We start from the raw sequence: 17,559 nt of genomic DNA, 5'->3' as shown, positions 1-17,559 counted from the left end.
GAGCCGGTCAGTCGAAAGGGAGCCGCCGCGAGATGCTTATGCGCTTTATGTTGCTGCTGTTGGCATTAACGAGCCTGTCCAGCCAGGCGCAAACCATCAAAGAGAACATCGCGTTCTCTGTGATTGGTGAGCCAAAGTACGCGGTCAATTTTACGCACTTTGATTACGTCAACCCTGGCGCGCCAAAAGGCGGGAACGTGACCCTCTCCGCCACAGGGACGTTCGACAACTTCAACCGCTTCGCCCTGCGCGGCGTGGCGGCAGCGCGAACAGAATCGCTCTACGATACGCTGTTTGTTACGTCTGATGATGAACCCGGCAGTTACTACCCGCTGATTGCCGACAACGTACGTTACGCGGATAACTTCGCGTGGGCGGAAATTTCGATTAACCCACGGGCGCGTTTTCACGATGGGACGCCGGTCAAAGCCAGCGACATTGCCTTCACATTTCACAAATTTATGACTGAGGGCGTTCCCCAGTTCCGCATTGTCTACAAAGGCGTTACGGTCAAAGCCATTGCCCCGCTCACGGTGCGTATTGAGCTGAGTGAGCCGAATAAAGAGAATATGCTCAGCCTGTTCTCCCTGCCCGTGATGCCTGAATCATTCTGGAAAAATCACAAACTTAGCGACCCCCTCTCCACGCCCCCGCTGGCGGGTGGCCCTTACCGCATCACCGACTGGCGCATGGGGCAGTATGTTGTCTATTCCCGGGTCAAAGACTACTGGGCGGCAAACCTGCCGGTAAACCGGGGCCGCTGGAATTTCGATACCCTTCGCTACGATTACTACCTTGACGATAACGTGGCATTTGAAGCATTCAAAGCCGGTGCGTTCGATATGCGCGTGGAGAGCAGCGCTAAAAACTGGGCGACACGGTATATCGGCAAAAACTTCGCTAACGGGTATATCGTTAAAGACGAGCATAAAAACGCGTCCGCTCAGGATACGCGCTGGCTGGCGTTTAATATTCAGCGTCCGGTATTTACTGACCGCCGGGTGCGGGAAGCCATTACCCTGGCCTTTGATTTTGAATGGATGAACAAAGCGCTATTTTACGGCGCTTACAGCCGGGCAAATAGCTATTTCCAGAACACTGAATATGCCGCTCGCGATTACCCAAAAGCGGACGAACTTGTCCTGCTGGCACCGTTGAAAGCAGAACTGCCACCGGAGGTGTTCACGACGGTATTTCAGCCTCCGGCGTCAAAGGGTGACGGCTACGATCGCGACAACCTGCTTAAAGCCAGCAAGCTGCTGGATGACGCAGGCTGGCCACTGAAGAATCAAAAACGCGTCGATTTCAGAACGGGCAAACCGTTAAGCTTTGAGCTGCTGCTTGCGTCCGGAAGCAACGATCAGTGGGTGCTGCCGTTTAAGCACAATCTTGAACGGCTGGGGATTACCATGAACATTCGCCAGGTCGACAACGCGCAGCTCACCAACCGCAAACGCAGCCGTGATTACGACATGATGCAAACCCTGTGGCCCGCGCAGCCGTGGCCCAGTTCGGATCTGCAAATCTCCTGGGCATCCAGCTATATCGACTCCTCCTACAATGCGCCGGGGGTGAAAAGCCCGGCGATTGATGCCTTGATTGCGAAAATTGTGGCGGCGCAGGGTGATAAAGAAAAACTCCTGCCGCTGGGACGCGCCCTCGACAGGGTCTTAACCTGGAATTACTACATGCTGCCAATGTGGTATATGGGCGAAGACCGGCTTGCGCGCTGGGACAAGTTCTCCGAGCCTGCCGTACGCCCTGTCTATTCACTGGGCTTCGACACCTGGTGGTATGACGTTAACAAAGCCGCCAGACTTCCCGCTGAGCGGCGATAAGGAATCATCATGGGTGCGTATCTGATCCGCCGTCTCCTGCTGATTATCCCGACCCTCTGGGCAATCATCACGATTAACTTTTTTATTGTGCAAATCGCGCCCGGCGGCCCGGTCGACCAGGCTATTGCAGCCATTGAATTTGGCAACAGCGGCGGCATGCCTGGCGGCGGTGGCGAAGGAATGGGCGCGAGCCATGCCCGCACCGGCCTGGGAAATATCAGTGAAAGCCATTATCGCGGCGGACGTGGCCTGGATCCGGAAGTCATCGCCGAGATCACCCATCGTTATGGCTTCGACAAACCGCTTCACGAGCGGTATTTCAACATGCTCTGGGACTACCTCCGCTTTGATTTTGGCGACAGCCTGTTTCGCAGCGCGTCAGTTTTAACATTGATTAAGCAAAGTCTGCCGGTGTCGATTACCCTGGGGCTGTGGGGAACGTTGATTATTTATCTCGTCTCTATTCCCCTGGGGATCCGTAAAGCGGTTCACAACGGCAGCCGCTTCGATGTCTGGAGCAGCACGTTTATCATCATCGGCTATGCCATTCCGGCGTTTCTGTTTGCCGTTCTGTTGATTGTCTTTTTTGCCGGTGGCAGCTATTTCGATATCTTTCCGCTACGGGGGCTGGTGTCAGCGGATTTCAGCACCCTGCCCTGGTACAAGAAGATCACCGATTATTTCTGGCACATCACGTTGCCGGTGCTTGCGACCGTCATTGGCGGCTTTGCGGCCCTGACCATGTTGACCAAAAACGCCTTTCTCGATGAAATCCGTAAACAGTACGTTGTGACTGCCCGTGCGAAGGGCGTGGGCGAAAAGCAGATCATGTGGAAACATGTCTTTCGCAACGCCATGCTGCTGGTGATTGCCGGATTTCCTGCCACGTTCATCAGTATGTTTTTTACCGGCTCGCTGCTGATAGAGGTGATGTTCTCCCTCAACGGACTGGGCTTGCTGGGATATGAAGCCACCGTGTCGCGCGATTATCCGGTCATGTTTGGCACACTTTATATCTTCACCCTGATTGGCCTGCTGCTGAATATCATCAGCGATATCAGCTATACGCTGGTTGATCCCCGAATTGATTTTGAGGGCCGCTGATGCCGCGTTTAAGCCCCGTCAACCAGGCCCGATGGGCCCGTTTTCGCCACAACCGCCGCGGCTACTGGTCGCTGTGGATCTTTGCCGTCCTGTTTGTCTTAAGCATGTGTTCGGAACTGATTGCCAACGATAAACCGCTGCTGGTGCACTTTAACGACCGCTGGTATGTGCCCGTTCTCACCCAATACAGCGAAAGCGATTTTGGTGGCCCGTTTGCGACGCCCGCTGAATATCAGGATCCGTGGCTTCGCCAACAAATTGAACAGCACGGCTGGGCACTCTGGGCGCCGGTGCGTTTTGGCGCAAACAGCATTAACTTTGCGACCACCACCCCCTTCCCTTCCCCGCCTTCCGCGCAAAACTGGCTGGGAACGGATGCCAACGGCGGCGATGTGCTGGCACGCATCCTCTATGGCACGCGGATCTCGATCCTCTTTGGGCTGATGCTGACCGTCTTTTCCAGCGTGATGGGCGTGGTAGCAGGTGCCGTTCAGGGCTACTACGGCGGGAAAATCGACCTGTGGGGTCAACGTTTTATTGAGGTCTGGTCAGGCATGCCGACGCTGTTTCTGATCATTCTGCTTTCAAGCGTGGTACAGCCAAACTTCTGGTGGCTGTTAGGCATTACCGTCATCTTCGGCTGGATGGCGCTGGTAGGCGTGGTGCGGGCGGAATTTCTGCGCACCCGTAATTACGATTACATTCGCGCTGCCCAGGTGCTGGGGGTGAGCGACCGCGGGATCATTTTCCGCCATATGCTTCCTAACGCCGTGGTAGCGACCCTCACTTTCCTGCCGTTTATTCTGTGCAGTTCCATCACTACCCTCACCTCGCTTGATTTCCTTGGCTTCGGGCTCCCTCTCGGTTCCCCGTCGCTCGGCGAGCTACTGCTGCAGGGCAAGAACAACCTGCAGGCACCGTGGTTAGGCATCACCGCCTTTCTTGCCGTGGCCGTGCTGCTTTCACTGCTGATTTTTATTGGCGAAGCCGTGCGCGATGCTTTTGATCCCAACAAGGCGGTATAAGATGACGCAGCCCCTTCTCAGTATTGATAACCTGTCGATTGCCTTTTCGAAACAGGGTGAGGCGCGTACCGTGGTCACGGAGTTGTCGCTGCAGATCCAGCGCGGCGAAACGCTGGCGCTGGTAGGCGAGTCAGGCTCTGGCAAGAGCGTATCGGCACTGTCGATCCTGCGCCTGCTTCCGTCTCCGCCTGTCAGCTATCCGCAAGGCGACATTCTGTTTCACGGTCGCTCGCTGCTGCATGCCGATGAAAAAACCCTGCGCGGAATTCGCGGCAATAACATTGCCATGATTTTCCAGGAGCCGATGGTCTCCCTTAACCCGCTGCACACGCTGGAAAAACAGCTCTATGAAGTGCTGTCCCTGCACCGGGGCATGCGCAAAGAGGCGGCGCGGGGGGAGATTCTGGATTGTCTTGAACGAACCGGCATTCGCAATGCCGCAAAACGGCTGAACGATTTTCCCCATCAGCTTTCCGGCGGCGAACGTCAGCGGGTGATGATTGCGATGGCCCTGCTCACGCGACCCGAACTGTTGATTGCCGATGAGCCCACCACCGCGCTGGACGTGACGGTGCAGGCGCAAATTCTGCGGCTGCTGCGGGAGTTGCGTGACGAACTGAACATGAGCCTGCTGTTTATCACCCATAATCTCAGCATTGTGAGAAAGCTCGCCGACAGCGTCGCCGTGATGCAAAACGGACGCTGCGTCGAGCAGAACACCGCAGCCACCCTACTGAAAGCGCCTCAGCACCCCTATACGCAGCGTCTGCTTGATAGCGAGCCCACGGGTGACCCGGTTCCCCTGCCGGCCAACAGCGCGCCGTTGCTGCGCGTTGAGGGGCTGGGCGTGTCGTTTCCTGTTCGCAAAGGGATTCTGCGGCGCATCGTCGACCAGAATCCGGTATTGAAAAATATCCATTTTTCCCTGCGTCCGGGCGAATCGCTGGGGCTGGTGGGCGAGTCCGGTTCGGGAAAAAGCACCACCGGCCTGGCACTGCTGCGCTTAATCGCCTCGCAGGGTGAGATCCTCTTTGACGGTATGCCGCTGCACAACTGGAACCGTCGCCAGATGCTGCCCGTTCGTCCCCGCATGCAGGTTGTGTTTCAGGATCCAAACTCCTCGCTTAACCCACGGCTGAACGTATTACAGATTGTCGAAGAGGGTCTGCGCGTTCATCAGCCAGCATTGACCGCCCGGCAGCGGGAAGAAGAAGTGATACGCGTTATGGCAGAAGTTGGCTTAGATCCGGATACCCGGCACCGCTACCCGGCTGAATTTTCCGGCGGTCAGCGCCAGCGTATCGCCATTGCCCGCGCGCTGATCCTCAAACCGGAGCTGATCATTCTGGATGAACCGACGTCGTCGCTGGACAGAACCGTTCAGGCTCAGATCCTGGCATTACTGAAAGGATTGCAGGAAAAGCACAGGCTGGCCTATATCTTTATCAGCCATGATTTACAGGTTGTGCGGGCGTTATGCCATCAGGTGATTGTTTTGCGACAGGGAGAAGTGGTCGAGCAGGGAGAGTGCCAGCGCGTATTTGCTGCGCCAACGCAGAGCTACACGCGCCAGCTGTTGTCCGCAGACTAGCGCTCAGAAAGGATACTGGCCCGAGAAAGGCTCAGCGATAGCAACACCAAAGTTTTTCAGACGGCAGGTCGCGGCAAATTCATCCTGGCTTTTCACGAACAGGCAGGGTTCACCTTCACACTCCAGTACGGAGCTGTCCACTTCAATATCCGTCAGGGCCTCGCTGAGACGCTCCATGACTCGCCATGCATTTTCGTCGCTCGGGCTCAGCAACTTAAGTGCAACCAGACAATTCTCGCAACCCGCGACGCTTTGCGGAATCGGTTCAACTTTCGAACCTGCAAAACCCGCCGACCAGCGATAGCTCTGGGGCAAGCGATGGACTATGGAGAGTTGTAATGTATTCACGTTCGTTCCCCGGAAGCAAAAATTACTTCACAATTTATTTACATTTATAGTAACACATCATCGCCAGCCTGCACTATTCGGCGCTTTTTTATAGGTGTTCAGGCTCGCGTCGGCGCTATATGTACCCGTTTCTGCGATCTAACTCAACCTTTTTAAATACAATGATGTGACTTTTTACACAAATAGATTTTACATAAAAGAAACAAACACAGGGTAAACGAACGCAGCTTTGGTTGATGTGCGTCAACAAAAAAGGCCCTGACTGGGCCTTATTTGCGCGTTAGCTGGCCACCTTTCGCGGCCGACTGGCGTAGAGGTAGAAAAGAATGGAGCTGGTTGCACAAAACGCCATCGCCCACAGCATCGGCCAGGCCGTATTAAACGTGGCCATCGACAGTAACGCCCCGACGATGGCGCCGATGCCAAAGCGGAATGTTCCGGCCAGCGACGAGGCGGTGCCTGCCATATGCGGGAATTCGTCGAGGATCACCGCCATCGCATTGGAGGAAACCATCGACACGCAGCCGACGAAGGCCGCAACCCCCACCACCAGCGCCCAGAAGCCCACGCCTGTAAAAGCACTCAGCACCAGCCAGATAGCCATCACAAACTGGATCCAAAGCCCGGCGCGGAACATGTTCAACGCCCCGACTCGACGGACAAAGCGGCTGTTAATGATGGTCATAATGAACAGGAAGACGATGTTTAGCGCAAAGTAATAACCGAAGTGCTGCGGAGAAACATGGTTCAGTTCGATATAGACAAACGGCCCGGCACTCAGGAATGAGAACATCCCGGCGAAGCTGAAACCGCTCGCCAGCATATAGCTCAGCACGCGCTTATGGCGAAACAGTGAGGCGAAATTCCCCATTGTGGTTCGGATGTGGAACTTCTGTCGGCGCTCCGCGGGTAGCGTTTCATCAATAAAGAAGAAGATCATTGCCGAGGCCAGCAGCGCGGCAAGCGCCAGGATCCAGAAAATCACATGCCAGCTGAACCATACCAGTACCGCACCACCGGCCATAGGGGCCACCAGCGGTGCAATCGTCGTCACCAGCATCACAAACGACATCATCCGGGAGAACTCTTCTTTCGGGTAGATATCGCGCATCAGGGCATTGATCACCACGCTTGCCGCTGCCGCCGCCAGACCGTGGAAAAAGCGCATGACAATCAGTTGATCGATGGTTTGCGCCTGCGCACAGGCCACCGCTGCCCCTGCAAAAATCAGGGTCCCGCCAAGAATAACGGGCTTGCGGCCAAAGCTGTCCGCCATCGGGCCATAAAACAGCTGACCGAGGGCAAAACCGAGAATATAGGTGCTGAGCGTCATCTGCGCGCTGCCTGCCGGTACGCCAAACTGCGCGGAAATAACCGGCAGCGCAGGCAGATACATATCAATAGACAGCGGCATCAGCATGGCCAGCAGGCCAAGAATGAAGACAATTTTGAACGACGAGTGTGGCCTGGTGGTCACAGAATTCTCCTGAAATTAATGCGAAGGCAGACCAACGCTGGCGATCTCTTCTTCCGTTAACGGGCGATATTCGCCGGGCGCCAGCTCAGGATCGAGTTCAATTGCGCCAATACGTTCACGATGCAGACCGACAACGTGGTTACCCACCGCGGCAAACATACGCTTCACCTGATGGTAGCGCCCTTCACTGATGGTCAGACGAACCTCGGTAGGCGCGATTACTTCAAGCACGGCAGGCCGGGTCAGATCTTTTTCATTATGCAACTGAACGCCGTTGGCAAATTGTTCTGCCGTGTCATCCGCGACCGGAGACTCCAGCGTCACCCGATACGTCTTCTCGCAGTGATGACGGGGAGACGTGATACGGTGCGACCACTGCCCGTCGTCGGTCATCAGCACCAGCCCGGTGGTGTCGATATCAAGACGGCCAGCGGCATGCAGCTTGTGCGCGACCGGTTCGTCGAGGAAATAAAGCACCGTTGGATGATCCGGATCGTCCGTAGAACAGACATAGCCTTCCGGCTTATTGAGCATGAAATAGCGCGGCCCGTGCTGTTGGGTCAGCGGGTTGCCGTCATATTCAACCTGATGGTCAGGCTGGAGTTTGAACGCAGTGTCTTTCACAATGTCGCCATCCACGGTAACGCGGCTGGCGCGAATTTCACGCCCGGCAATAGCGCGGCTTACGCCGAGTTGCTGAGCGATAAACTTATCAAGTCGCATGAAATCTTTTTAGCCTTAATGGTGCTGGAAGTCGGACAACAGGTCCGAAAAAGAAGCAGTCTGGAATGGCTCAGTATAATGGTCTGGTTGCGCCACTCAAGGGAAAAAGTTTCGTGGCATACTATATGCGAAATAACTAAACCGAGACCCCATGACTTTTACACTTCGTCCTTATCAGCAGGAAGCCGTTGACGCCACTCTCGCCTGGTTTCGTAAACACCAGGCACCGGCGGCCATTGTGCTTCCGACCGGTGCTGGCAAAAGCCTGGTGATCGCCGAACTGGCGCGTCTGGCACGCGGACGCGTGCTGGTGCTGGCCCACGTCAAAGAGCTGGTGGCGCAAAACCATGCCAAGTATTGCGCGCTCGGGCTGGAAGCTGACATTTTCGCTGCCGGGCTAAAGCGTAAAGAGAGCCACGGCAAAGTGGTCTTTGGCAGCGTACAGTCGGTGGCCCGCAACCTTGATCTGTTTCGCAGTGAGTTTTCGCTGCTGATTGTCGACGAGTGTCACCGCATCAGCGATGACGACGACAGCCAGTATCAGCAAATCCTCACTCACCTGAAAGAGGTGAACCCGCACCTTCGCCTGCTTGGCCTGACGGCGACCCCGTTTCGCCTGGGTAAAGGCTGGATCTATCGCTACCATTATCACGGCATGGTGCGCGGCGACGAGAAAGCGCTGTTCAGCGACTGTATCTATGAACTTCCTTTGCGCTACATGATCAAGCATGGCTACCTGACGCCGCCCGAGCGGCTGGACATGCCGGTGGTGCAGTACGATTTCAGCCGATTACAGGCGCAGAGCAACGGGTTATTCAGCGAAGCGGAGTTGAACCAGGAGCTGAAAAAGCAAAAGCGCATTACCCCGCATATCATTAGCCAGATAGAAGAGTTCGCCGCGACGCGCAAAGGGGTCATGATCTTTGCCGCCACCGTGGAGCATGCGCGAGAAATTACCGGGCTGCTGCCCGCCGAGGACGCGGCCTTAATCACCGGCGAGACGCCCGGGCCGGAGCGCGACCGCCTGATCGACGCCTTCAAAGCGCAACAATTCCGCTATCTGGTGAACGTGTCAGTGTTAACCACCGGGTTTGATGCCCCGCATGTCGATCTGATTGCCATTTTACGTCCGACCGAATCGGTCAGTCTTTATCAGCAGATTGTGGGGCGCGGCCTGCGCCTGGCGCCCGGGAAAACCGACTGTCTTATTCTGGATTACGCCGGTAACCCGCACGATCTCTACTCTCCGGAAGTCGGCACGCCAAAAGGCAAAAGCGACAACGTCCCCGTTCAGGTCTTTTGCCCTGCCTGTGGTTTTGCCAACACCTTCTGGGGTAAAACCACCGCAGACGGCACGCTGATTGAACATTTTGGCCGCCGCTGTCAGGGCTGGTTTGAAGATGACGAAGGACATCGGGAACAGTGCGATTTCCGTTTCCGCTTTAAAAACTGCCCGCAGTGCAATGCGGAAAACGATATTGCCGCCCGTCGCTGTCGCGAATGCGATACGGTTCTGGTCGATCCTGATGACATGCTAAAAGCAGCGCTGAAGTTAAAAGATGCGCTGGTGCTGCGCTGTTCCGGTATGGCACTGCATCCCGGCGCGGATGACAAAGGCGAGTGGCTGAAAATCACCTATTACGATGAAGACGGCGCAGACGTCAGCGAGCGCTTCAGGGTACATACGCCTGCCCAGCGTATGGCCTTCGAACAACTCTTTATTCGCCCGCACACCCGTACGCCCGGTGTACCGCTGCGCTGGATTACCGTGGCCGATATCGTGCGCCAGCAGGTGTTACTGCGCCACCCGGATTTTGTTGTGGCTCGTATGAAAGGACAGTTCTGGCAGGTTCGGGAAAAGGTGTTTGATTACGAAGGCCGTTTTCGTCGCGCCAACGAATTGCGCGGTTAAGGGGACTTTTCATTGATGTGAGGGGCATTTGAGTATAAAATGCCGCCCGCTTCATATCCGTGAAGCAGAACACTCACCTGCTGCTGGGTCGCCTGTAGTAGGGTTTAAAATACAGAGAGAAATCAATGTTTACTATCGAAGCAGAAGTACGTAACGTGCAGGGTAAGGGTGCGAGCCGCCGCCTGCGTAACGCTAACAAGTTCCCGGCTATCGTTTACGGTGGCGAAGCTGCTCCAGTTGCAATCGAACTGGATCACGACAAAGTGTGGAACCTGCAGAACAAACCTGAATTCTACAGCGAAGTTCTGACCATCGTTGTTGGCGGTAAAGAAGAAAAAGTGAAAGTTCAGGCTGTTCAGCGTCACGCGTTCAAGCCAAAAGTCACTCACATCGACTTCGTTCGCGCGTAATCGCAAACACGTCGAAAAAAAAGCCCCGCTTCTGCGGGGCTTTTTTTATGCCTGTTATTTCCCGCCAGAGGTGCGGCGCTGAAGCTGATCGCGCAGGTTCGGCGGCGTGCCTTTAATGGTCAGCGTATCGGTGGCCGGATCCCAGAAGATGCGTTCACCCAACAGCATGGCATCAAAGTTGATGGTCAACCCACCGCCGCTACCGGCAAATTTAGTGAGCTGTCGCAGCGTACTGCGATCCGCCGGGAAGCTCTCTTCGAGCTCATAGCCTTTATCAGCGGTAAATTCCTGGAAGCTGACTTCACTGACGCCCGCCAGCTCTTTTGACAGCGACTCCAGCTCAATCTCTTCTCCCGCCTGCAGCTGTTCGTTGCAGTAACTGTACACCTGCTGGCGCACGGTCTGACGCTCAGATTTATCGAGCTGCGCTTCAGCGGTAAAGTCGTCAACCGCCTGCAGCAGCCCTTTGTTCTGCGCTTTGGCGTTAAGACCTTCGCTGGCGCCGAGGAAGTCCATAAAGAAATCAGCCACTTTACGGCCGACGCGGCCTTTCAGGAAGGTCAGGTAGCGGGTCGATTCCGGGTTCGTTTCCCACTCGGTTAAATCGATACGCGCCACGATATCCGCATGGTTGATATCAAGATAGTGGGTAGAGCTGATATCCAGCTGCTCATTCACGCGCATGCTGCTTAAATTGTTCAGCACGGTGACCAGCAGATACTCTACTGCCAGGTAGCGATAGTGACAGAACAGGACGATACCGCCGTCTGCGAACGGGTATTTTGCCAGTTCGTCACGCAGACGTCCGGTGGCGGCGCGGCTAAACGCCAGGAAATCCTCTTCGCCCTGACGCTGCAGACGAAGACTATCAGCCAGTTCGCTCTCTTCGCTGAACAGACCATAGGCTTTATTTTTAGCACTGTAGACGCGGTGCAACTCCGCCATCATTTCCACAACGGTCGCCGTGGGTTCCAGTAACGAATCGCGAAGCACCACTTCAAGGGTTTGCTCATCACGCTTGATAAGCTGGTGCAAGGCAATCTGGTTGATTTCCAGACTCATGATAAACTCTCCTTTTAGACCGGGCGGTATTCAACCACCACCAGGTCATGTGTGCAACAACAGATAAAAAAGGGGAAAAAAAGCTGTCGCTACGGTAATATGTTGCCCTTTCATCAACAAACTGATTTTGATTTATGCCACAACATTCCCGCTACAGTGATGAACACGTTGAACAACTGCTCAGTGAGCTGGTCAACGTACTGGAAAAACATAAAACGCCGACCGATCTCTCCCTGATGGTTTTGGGAAATATGGTCACCAACCTTATCAATACCAGCGTTGCTCCGGCTCAGCGTCAGGCGATCGCCAAATCTTTCGCCCAGGCGTTACAGTCCTCCGTCAGCGACGACCAGGCCCATTAAGGGAAACGAACAACAGTTTATGGTGACGAATCGTCAGCGCTACCGTGAAAAAGTCTCCCAGATGGTCAGCTGGGGACACTGGTTTGCCCTGTTCAACATTCTGTTAGCGACGGTCATTGGCTGTCGTTATCTGTTTGTCGCAGACTGGCCGACAACGCTAACCGGGCGTATTTACTCCTGGATGAGCGTTGTGGGTCACTTTAGCTTTTTGGTTTTCGCCACCTATCTGCTGATCCTGTTCCCCCTGACGTTTATCGTCATGTCGCAGCGGCTCATGCGTTTCTTGTCCGCTATCCTCGCGACGGCGGGGATAACGCTGCTGCTTATCGACAGCGAAGTCTTTACCCGTTTTCACCTGCATCTCAACCCCATCGTCTGGGAACTGGTGATCAACCCGGATCAAAACGAAACGGCCCGTGACTGGCAGCTGATGTTTATCAGCGTTCCGGTGATCCTGCTTATTGAGATGCTGTTTGCCACCTGGAGCTGGCAAAAACTGCGCAGCCTGACCCGGCGCCGCCATTACGCGAAGCCCGTTGCGACGCTCTTTTTCGTCTCCTTTATTAGCTCGCACATCATGTATATCTGGGCGGATGCGAACTTCTATCGCCCTATTACCATGCAGCGCGCTAACCTGCCGCTCTCTTATCCGATGACGGCCCGCCGTTTCCTCGAAAAACACGGCCTGCTGGATGCGCAGGAGTATCAGCGCCGTCTGGTCGAACAGGGTAATCCGGAAGCGGTCAGCGTTCAGTATCCGCTGAGCGAACTACGCTATCGCGATATGGGCCGCGGGCAAAACGTCCTGTTAATCACCGTCGATGGCCTGAATTATTCACGTTACGAGAAGCAGATGCCTGCTCTGGCTGATTTCGCCAGTAAGAACGTGACGTTTACACAGCATATGAGTTCCGGTAACTCGACCGACGCGGGTATCTTTGGTCTGTTCTACGGTATTTCAGCCGGATACATAGACGGCGTGCTGTCCGCCCGTATTCCTGCGGCACTGATCACCGGGCTTAATCAGCAGGGTTATCAGTTAGGGCTATTCTCATCGGATGGCTTTAACAGCGCGCTCTATCGCCAGGCGCTGCTGTCAGACTTCTCACTGCCGGCGGCACAGAGCCAGACAGATGAACAGACCGCCAGTCAGTGGATAAGCTGGCTGCAACGCTACGCCCAGGAAGATAACCGCTGGTTCTCGTGGGTTGCCTTAAACGGCACCAACCTTGAGGACACGAATCAGAAAGGCTTTGCGCGCCGCTACAGCCGCGCTGCCGGTGATGTTGATGCACAGATTGGCCGCGTGCTCGACGCGTTGCGCGAGTCTGGCAAGCTGGATAACACCGTCGTGATCGTCACGGCCGGTCATGGTATCCCGTTGGGTGACGAAACGAAGAGCATGGAGTGGTCGCGTCCAAATCTGCATGTTCCGCTGGTGATCCACTGGCCGGGAACGCCGGCGCAGCGCATCAATATGCTGACTGAACATAAAGATGTGATGACGACCCTGATGCAACGTCTGCTGCACGTCAGCACGCCAGCAAACGAATATTCACAGGGGCAGGATCTCTTCAGTGCCACCCGCCGCCATAACTGGGTGACGGCTGCCGGAGAGAGCACGCTGGTGGTGACTACGCCAGCGCTGACGCTGGTGCTGAACAACAATGGGAAGTATCAGACGTATAATCTGCAGGGTGAGCGGTTGAAAGACCAAAAACCGCAGCTGAGCCTGCTGCTGCAGGTTCTGACGGATGAGAAGCGCTTTATCGCTAACTGATTAATTATAAACCAGTTAGCAACAGATTCCCTTGCATTCAAAACGGAATCGAGTAGTATTCTTTTTATGCGTCGGCACGTAGCGCAGCCTGGTAGCGCACCGTCATGGGGTGTCGGGGGTCGGAGGTTCAAATCCTCTCGTGCCGACCAAAAACACATTGAAAACCAGCCTCTTACGGCTGGTTTTTTGTTGTGTGCTTTTTGTACGGGGAATCACTGGGGAAAAACCGGGGAAAAATACCGACAAAAAAATCAGCCACAACAGGCTGTTATCCCTTTGAATACTGAAAATATTAACATGTATAAAAACATATAGTGTGCGGCTATGATTGGCTCTCTAAACCCCTGTTTCTCTGGGACAACTATTGAGGTTTGAAGAGGGTTTCATGACCGCCACAGCAGAAAAATTTCTAATAACAAATGAAAGCGAATTTGAAGCTTTCATCGCTAAAATGATGGGTCGCAAGGATTTGGACTCTGACGAATTCTGTTTTCCAGACTTAGAGTTTAAGGGCTGGCCTACGATTAGCATCAACGTTAAGGGCGACAAAAAAAGATATAGCTCGTCTTTAACGGCATCTATGCTATTCGGAATGGCGGAACTCACAAACGAGATTCAGAAGGCGTTTACCGTCATCAGGCACGACACCCATAACAGGCAAAAACTTACCAACTCAGATAAACATTTACTTGATATTGTTTACCATATAAGTGAAGGTTCAAGCCAAGCAGATGGTGATTCTGATGCAATTGTTAATGGAGCAGTATCAGTGATCAAAGAAGCAATCGGTAAAATGAATGGCAGACAGGCGCTTTGTGCCCTGGTTGCTATTGTTATTGCCGCCGGCACAGTTGGCTGGAAAGTTGCGGATGAATACTGGGAAACCCAACGCCAATCATCCTCTGATCAGATCTCTCTTGTTAAAGAGTCTACCAGTGCTGTCCTTGAGTCTCAGAAGTCCACACTCGAGCTTCTAAAAACAGGACAAACAACAGTCAGTCGCGAAGTTCTGGCCCATGGTGAAGATGGCCGTAACAAGTTCTTAAAAAGCATTGCCCAAGATCCTAAAGTAACCACGGTTAAATTGGGCGAGCAAGTTATCAATCGTGATCAGCTGAACACCTATAACCAGCGTCAGTCTGTTGACCGGAAAAAAGATACAAGACAGGACGAATTTTACATTCGCGGAATTTCACGTTCTGGCGCTACGAACCAAGACATAAGCATTGCTGTGATAAGAGCATCAAACGGTGAAGGTTTTACCATCAAGACAACTGCTGATATTACTTCAACAGATGAGCTTTTAGTTTTCTCACAAGCAGTAGCAACTGAGTCTCCACTTGAGATTTCATATCTAGAAGTAACTGAAAATGGACATGTTTCTGCTGGTCAGCTGATTAACATCATTCCTCAGGCTGAGGAACAAGTCATTGAGAAGGCCGATTTAATTTCTCATCGTGTTGATGAGGATATACCTCAAAATGTCATTACAGATAACTCGAAGAGTAAAAAGAAATAAAAGTCGTGCCACCGGCCTTTAGCCGGTGGCTTATCACCTATATTGCTGGCGATTCATCACTTTTGACTTGGTTAAGTGTATGCGTAAGGACGCCGTGCACTGTGACATCATCCAAGGCCTCTCCTTCGATCGCCTCACCCTCTTCCGTTATCAGTGCCTGGCCCATTAGCTTCACGAACTGGTTTCTCCCGTCCATGTTAACCAGCAACGTGTCCCCTCCTTCTGGCTTCAGACTGACGTTAATAACGGCCCAGCCGCATGAAGTTTCAATAACCCGGCAGTTGTTATCTACATCGCAGATAACATCTATTGTCATGGGCTGCTCCTGGTAATCCATGGCTGGCGATGGAAATCCCATTAGAAAACCCTCCCCATGTTACGCAGGATCCAGTATCGGTTCTCACTTCCGTTTGTCGTCTTATCGGCGAAGTCCGGCTGGTATCGCTCGATCCATGAATTTGCATCCGCCTGGCTGAAGTGCCAGTGCCTCTCCTGCAGCTCAGCGATGAATTTGTCTGTATGCAGGCAGAGATAGCCCTTGGGGTTTTGCTGTATGGCCGCAATAAAAGCAGCACGAATATCCGGTTGACGAGGCATGAACACACCCTCACTCGCTTGTTGACTGTATGCATATACAGTAGTATTTTTATAAAAACAGATCAAGCACAGGACATTTTTCACTTATAAGAGGATCGGTATGTTTGTTGAACTGGTTTATGACAAGCGTAATGTTGATGGGCTCGAAGGGGCCAGAGAGATCATTCTGGCCGAGCTGACGAAGCGGGTGCACCAGATTTTCCCTGATGCCGAAGTGAAGGTGAAGCCGATGCAGGCAAACGGCTTGAATAGCGATGCCAGCAAAAGCGATCGGGAAAAACTGAACCGCATGCTGGAGGAAATGTTTGAAGAGTCCGATATGTGGCTGGTTTCAGAGTTCCCGACCGTTCGCCAGGTTGGCCTATAAATTTTGGTCGGGTAATATTCCTGACGTTTGCTCGGTCATGAATACTGAGCAATCAGCCGCCGCCCATTCTTGCATACGATGGGCAGCGGTTTTCTTTACGAAGCAGGTTCTTGAGTCTCTTTTGCCATCGCCTCTTTCTGGCGCTGATTCCAGACGCTGTTTTCAGGCATGTCCAGGCGAACATCAATCCAGCTGTTAGCCGGTACGTCGATCGGCTCCCCTTTTGTTTTTACAATCTCACCTTCATCGCCCAGCATGTATTTGCGCTTAAACAGACGGATTGTCAGTTCGCCGTTATCGGTTTTAACTGCCTCAACTACGCCAAGTTCTCCCATGCCGCCAGGGTCCATTGGAGGCAGTAACTGCCACCCATCAGACGCCAGACCTGCCGAACCTGTGAGAACATAAACGCCGACATCAAGCCGTGAAATAGTAATGCCCTCTGCCTCGGCGTTCGCCGCACCACAGCCGCACCATAAAAAACCATCATCAACAATATCGCTTCGCTGGTTTTCTTCTTGAGATTTAATAATGCGTGCAACCGGCGAGGCTGCTTTTAGTGTTCCATCGCTGGCCTTAGTGGTATTCGCAGTAGAATAGAATTCAGCCCAATTGCTGCCGCCTGTGGAGGAGTTGATGTTACGTGCAAAAAATCTCACCGTGCCAGCGAACGGAGAAAACCATTCTGACTGATAACCACCAACACTCATGCGTAGACACCCACCGCCATAATCTGGAGTTGGAGGATCGGGTTGGCCAGTATAAAAACCTGTTGGTTGTGAATAAGAGTACCCAGCTAAATCACCGCCCAAACCAAATGCTGACCCTACCAATAGAACATGACCGGGTGATGTGCCCGTATCCTTTGTCGCTGATGTTCCTAAACCAAGGTTTGTGCGAGCGTCTGCGGCGGTTTTCGCACCAGTGCCACCCTGGCCAACGCTGAGTGCGGTAGTCAGGCCACTTAGGCTGGTTATATCGCTGTTAGCCCCTTTCTTCGCCAGTGATTTCTGGCCTGGTACTGTGACGGCCACACCGTTAATCGTGATAGTGACGTCTGTAGTACCGTTCATCACATCAGCGAAACCGCTCATGTAACGCTGATACATAGTGAAGGTTTCAGCGATGTCCTGCGCCAGACCGTCAACGCTAAGGCTGTCGCTCAGAAGAATTGCATATTTGGTTCCAGCAGGGATATCAGGGTTAGCAGCTGGCGTAACGGTGAGAGAGGTTGCGCTTCCAATCGCGGTAATCTGGAAAACCTGCGCTGGGCTGGTCATTGCAATAACGGTGCAGCCGTTGCGGATCAGAGAACCTGCGGCGGTAAAATTAGTACCTGTGCCGGTGACATTGTTACGACTAATAGCAATGGTGCCTGTTGTGTAAATCATATTTTCTCCAGGGAATAAAAACCCCCGCCATGGCGGGGCTTGTTAGTGAGGTT

Annotated in this window: 17 protein-coding genes and 1 tRNA gene; 11 read left to right on the top strand and 7 right to left on the bottom strand. The window is 53.5% G+C overall.

Annotated features, from left to right (window positions below; translation table 11 throughout):
* Nucleotides 1–32: 32 nt before the first annotated feature.
* From HV157_RS22450 to yejF, 4 genes are read left to right on the top strand one after another with little or no spacing between them, the layout of a single operon-like run.
* Complete coding sequence (locus HV157_RS22450; protein ID WP_182268945.1) at nt 33–1,838, top strand: extracellular solute-binding protein; 1,806 nt, start codon at nt 33–35, stop codon at nt 1,836–1,838.
* Nucleotides 1,839–1,847: 9 nt separating this feature from the next.
* Nucleotides 1,848–2,942, top strand: coding sequence for a microcin C ABC transporter permease YejB (locus HV157_RS22445; protein ID WP_014170933.1), 1,095 nt, complete (start codon nt 1,848–1,850; stop codon nt 2,940–2,942).
* On the top strand, nt 2,942–3,967 hold the full coding sequence (locus tag HV157_RS22440) for an ABC transporter permease (protein ID WP_014170934.1): 1,026 nt from the start codon (nt 2,942–2,944) through the stop codon (nt 3,965–3,967). Before HV157_RS22445 ends, HV157_RS22440 begins: the two co-directional genes overlap by 1 nt.
* Nucleotide 3,968: 1 nt before the next feature.
* The gene (yejF, locus tag HV157_RS22435; protein WP_151711872.1) at nt 3,969–5,558 is read left to right on the top strand and encodes a microcin C ABC transporter ATP-binding protein YejF; all 1,590 of its coding nucleotides are present in this window, start codon (nt 3,969–3,971) and stop codon (nt 5,556–5,558) included.
* 3 nt (nt 5,559–5,561) lie between these two features.
* On the opposite strand, the gene HV157_RS22430 is transcribed toward yejF, so the two are convergent.
* The 3 genes from HV157_RS22430 to rsuA form a co-directional block, all read right to left on the bottom strand.
* Nucleotides 5,562–5,906, bottom strand: coding sequence for a YejG family protein (locus tag HV157_RS22430; RefSeq protein WP_014170936.1), 345 nt, complete (start codon nt 5,904–5,906; stop codon nt 5,562–5,564).
* Nucleotides 5,907–6,186: 280 nt separating this feature from the next.
* Complete coding sequence (locus HV157_RS22425) at nt 6,187–7,383, bottom strand: Bcr/CflA family multidrug efflux MFS transporter (protein ID WP_014170937.1); 1,197 nt, start codon at nt 7,381–7,383, stop codon at nt 6,187–6,189.
* Between the two features lie 15 nt (nt 7,384–7,398).
* Nucleotides 7,399–8,106, bottom strand: a complete 708-nt coding sequence (rsuA, locus tag HV157_RS22420) for a 16S rRNA pseudouridine(516) synthase RsuA (protein WP_014170938.1) — start codon at nt 8,104–8,106, stop codon at nt 7,399–7,401.
* A gap of 151 nt (nt 8,107–8,257) precedes the next feature.
* Here rsuA and HV157_RS22415 point away from each other — a divergent pair, with 151 nt between their 5' ends.
* Both HV157_RS22415 and rplY read left to right on the top strand, forming a co-directional pair.
* Complete coding sequence (locus tag HV157_RS22415) at nt 8,258–10,018, top strand: DEAD/DEAH box helicase (RefSeq protein ID WP_086532280.1); 1,761 nt, start codon at nt 8,258–8,260, stop codon at nt 10,016–10,018.
* Nucleotides 10,019–10,143: 125 nt separating this feature from the next.
* The gene (rplY, locus tag HV157_RS22410; RefSeq protein WP_014170941.1) at nt 10,144–10,428 is read left to right on the top strand and encodes a 50S ribosomal protein L25; all 285 of its coding nucleotides are present in this window, start codon (nt 10,144–10,146) and stop codon (nt 10,426–10,428) included.
* 54 nt (nt 10,429–10,482) lie between these two features.
* On the opposite strand, the gene yejK is transcribed toward rplY, so the two are convergent.
* Entirely contained in the window at nt 10,483–11,490 is a 1,008-nt protein-coding gene (yejK, locus tag HV157_RS22405) for a nucleoid-associated protein YejK (protein WP_014170942.1), read from the bottom strand.
* Nucleotides 11,491–11,624: 134 nt separating this feature from the next.
* Here yejK and HV157_RS22400 point away from each other — a divergent pair, with 134 nt between their 5' ends.
* The 4 genes from HV157_RS22400 (at nt 11,625) to HV157_RS22385 (ending at nt 15,151) form a co-directional block, all read left to right on the top strand.
* A complete protein-coding gene (locus HV157_RS22400; protein ID WP_001135586.1) occupies nt 11,625–11,852 on the top strand; it encodes a YejL family protein in 228 nt (75 codons plus the stop codon).
* A 19-nt stretch (nt 11,853–11,871) separates the two neighbouring features.
* Entirely contained in the window at nt 11,872–13,632 is a 1,761-nt protein-coding gene (gene yejM, locus HV157_RS22395; protein ID WP_040018012.1) for an LPS biosynthesis-modulating metalloenzyme YejM, read from the top strand.
* Between the two features lie 72 nt (nt 13,633–13,704).
* Nucleotides 13,705–13,781, top strand: a tRNA-Pro gene (locus HV157_RS22390).
* Nucleotides 13,782–14,017: 236 nt separating this feature from the next.
* Nucleotides 14,018–15,151, top strand: a complete 1,134-nt coding sequence (locus HV157_RS22385; protein WP_248218070.1) for a hypothetical protein — start codon at nt 14,018–14,020, stop codon at nt 15,149–15,151.
* A 37-nt stretch (nt 15,152–15,188) separates the two neighbouring features.
* Here the strand turns inward: HV157_RS22385 and HV157_RS22380 are convergent, their stop codons facing one another.
* Nucleotides 15,189–15,509 carry a hypothetical protein gene (locus HV157_RS22380; protein WP_182378582.1) on the bottom strand — a complete coding sequence of 107 codons (321 nt, stop codon included), beginning with the start codon at nt 15,507–15,509 and terminating at the stop codon, nt 15,189–15,191.
* Nucleotides 15,509–15,748: a hypothetical protein gene (locus HV157_RS22375; protein WP_032623296.1), complete on the bottom strand. Its 240-nt coding sequence runs from the start codon at nt 15,746–15,748 to the stop codon at nt 15,509–15,511. The genes HV157_RS22380 and HV157_RS22375 overlap by 1 nt, the downstream gene beginning before the upstream one ends.
* Before the next feature lie 100 nt (nt 15,749–15,848).
* Between HV157_RS22375 and HV157_RS22370 the strand changes: the two genes are divergently transcribed.
* Nucleotides 15,849–16,115 carry a DinI family protein gene (locus HV157_RS22370; protein WP_045350819.1) on the top strand — a complete coding sequence of 89 codons (267 nt, stop codon included), beginning with the start codon at nt 15,849–15,851 and terminating at the stop codon, nt 16,113–16,115.
* 95 nt (nt 16,116–16,210) lie between these two features.
* Here the strand turns inward: HV157_RS22370 and HV157_RS22365 are convergent, their stop codons facing one another.
* The gene (locus HV157_RS22365) at nt 16,211–17,506 is read right to left on the bottom strand and encodes a phage tail protein (protein ID WP_182378580.1); all 1,296 of its coding nucleotides are present in this window, start codon (nt 17,504–17,506) and stop codon (nt 16,211–16,213) included.
* Nucleotides 17,507–17,559: the final 53 nt, after the last annotated feature.

The sequence above is a fragment of the Enterobacter sp. RHBSTW-00318 genome, from assembly GCF_014101375.1.
Taxonomy (GTDB): Bacteria; Pseudomonadota; Gammaproteobacteria; order Enterobacterales; family Enterobacteriaceae; genus Enterobacter; species Enterobacter ludwigii.
The sequence above is the reverse complement of the archived record's forward strand: the minus strand, read 5'-3'. Positions and strand labels throughout refer to the sequence as shown.

Excerpts from the sequence above, each read along its gene's own strand:
- yejF (WP_151711872.1), top strand. The coding sequence starts at position 3,969 with ATGACGCAGCCCCTTCTCAGTATTGATAACCTGTCGATTGCCTTTTCG.
- HV157_RS22445 (WP_014170933.1), top strand. The coding sequence starts at position 1,848 with ATGGGTGCGTATCTGATCCGCCGTCTCCTGCTGATTATCCCGACCCTC.
- HV157_RS22370 (WP_045350819.1), top strand. The coding sequence starts at position 15,849 with ATGTTTGTTGAACTGGTTTATGACAAGCGTAATGTTGATGGGCTCGAA.
- HV157_RS22375 (WP_032623296.1), bottom strand. The coding sequence starts at position 15,748 with ATGCCTCGTCAACCGGATATTCGTGCTGCTTTTATTGCGGCCATACAG.
- HV157_RS22440 (WP_014170934.1), top strand. The coding sequence starts at position 2,942 with ATGCCGCGTTTAAGCCCCGTCAACCAGGCCCGATGGGCCCGTTTTCGC.
- rplY (WP_014170941.1), top strand. The coding sequence starts at position 10,144 with ATGTTTACTATCGAAGCAGAAGTACGTAACGTGCAGGGTAAGGGTGCG.
- yejM (WP_040018012.1), top strand. The coding sequence starts at position 11,872 with ATGGTGACGAATCGTCAGCGCTACCGTGAAAAAGTCTCCCAGATGGTC.
- HV157_RS22380 (WP_182378582.1), bottom strand. The coding sequence starts at position 15,509 with ATGGGATTTCCATCGCCAGCCATGGATTACCAGGAGCAGCCCATGACA.
- HV157_RS22385 (WP_248218070.1), top strand. The coding sequence starts at position 14,018 with ATGACCGCCACAGCAGAAAAATTTCTAATAACAAATGAAAGCGAATTT.
- yejK (WP_014170942.1), bottom strand. The coding sequence starts at position 11,490 with ATGAGTCTGGAAATCAACCAGATTGCCTTGCACCAGCTTATCAAGCGT.
- HV157_RS22415 (WP_086532280.1), top strand. The coding sequence starts at position 8,258 with ATGACTTTTACACTTCGTCCTTATCAGCAGGAAGCCGTTGACGCCACT.
- HV157_RS22450 (WP_182268945.1), top strand. The coding sequence starts at position 33 with ATGCTTATGCGCTTTATGTTGCTGCTGTTGGCATTAACGAGCCTGTCC.
- rsuA (WP_014170938.1), bottom strand. The coding sequence starts at position 8,106 with ATGCGACTTGATAAGTTTATCGCTCAGCAACTCGGCGTAAGCCGCGCT.
- HV157_RS22400 (WP_001135586.1), top strand. The coding sequence starts at position 11,625 with ATGCCACAACATTCCCGCTACAGTGATGAACACGTTGAACAACTGCTC.
- HV157_RS22365 (WP_182378580.1), bottom strand. The coding sequence starts at position 17,506 with ATGATTTACACAACAGGCACCATTGCTATTAGTCGTAACAATGTCACC.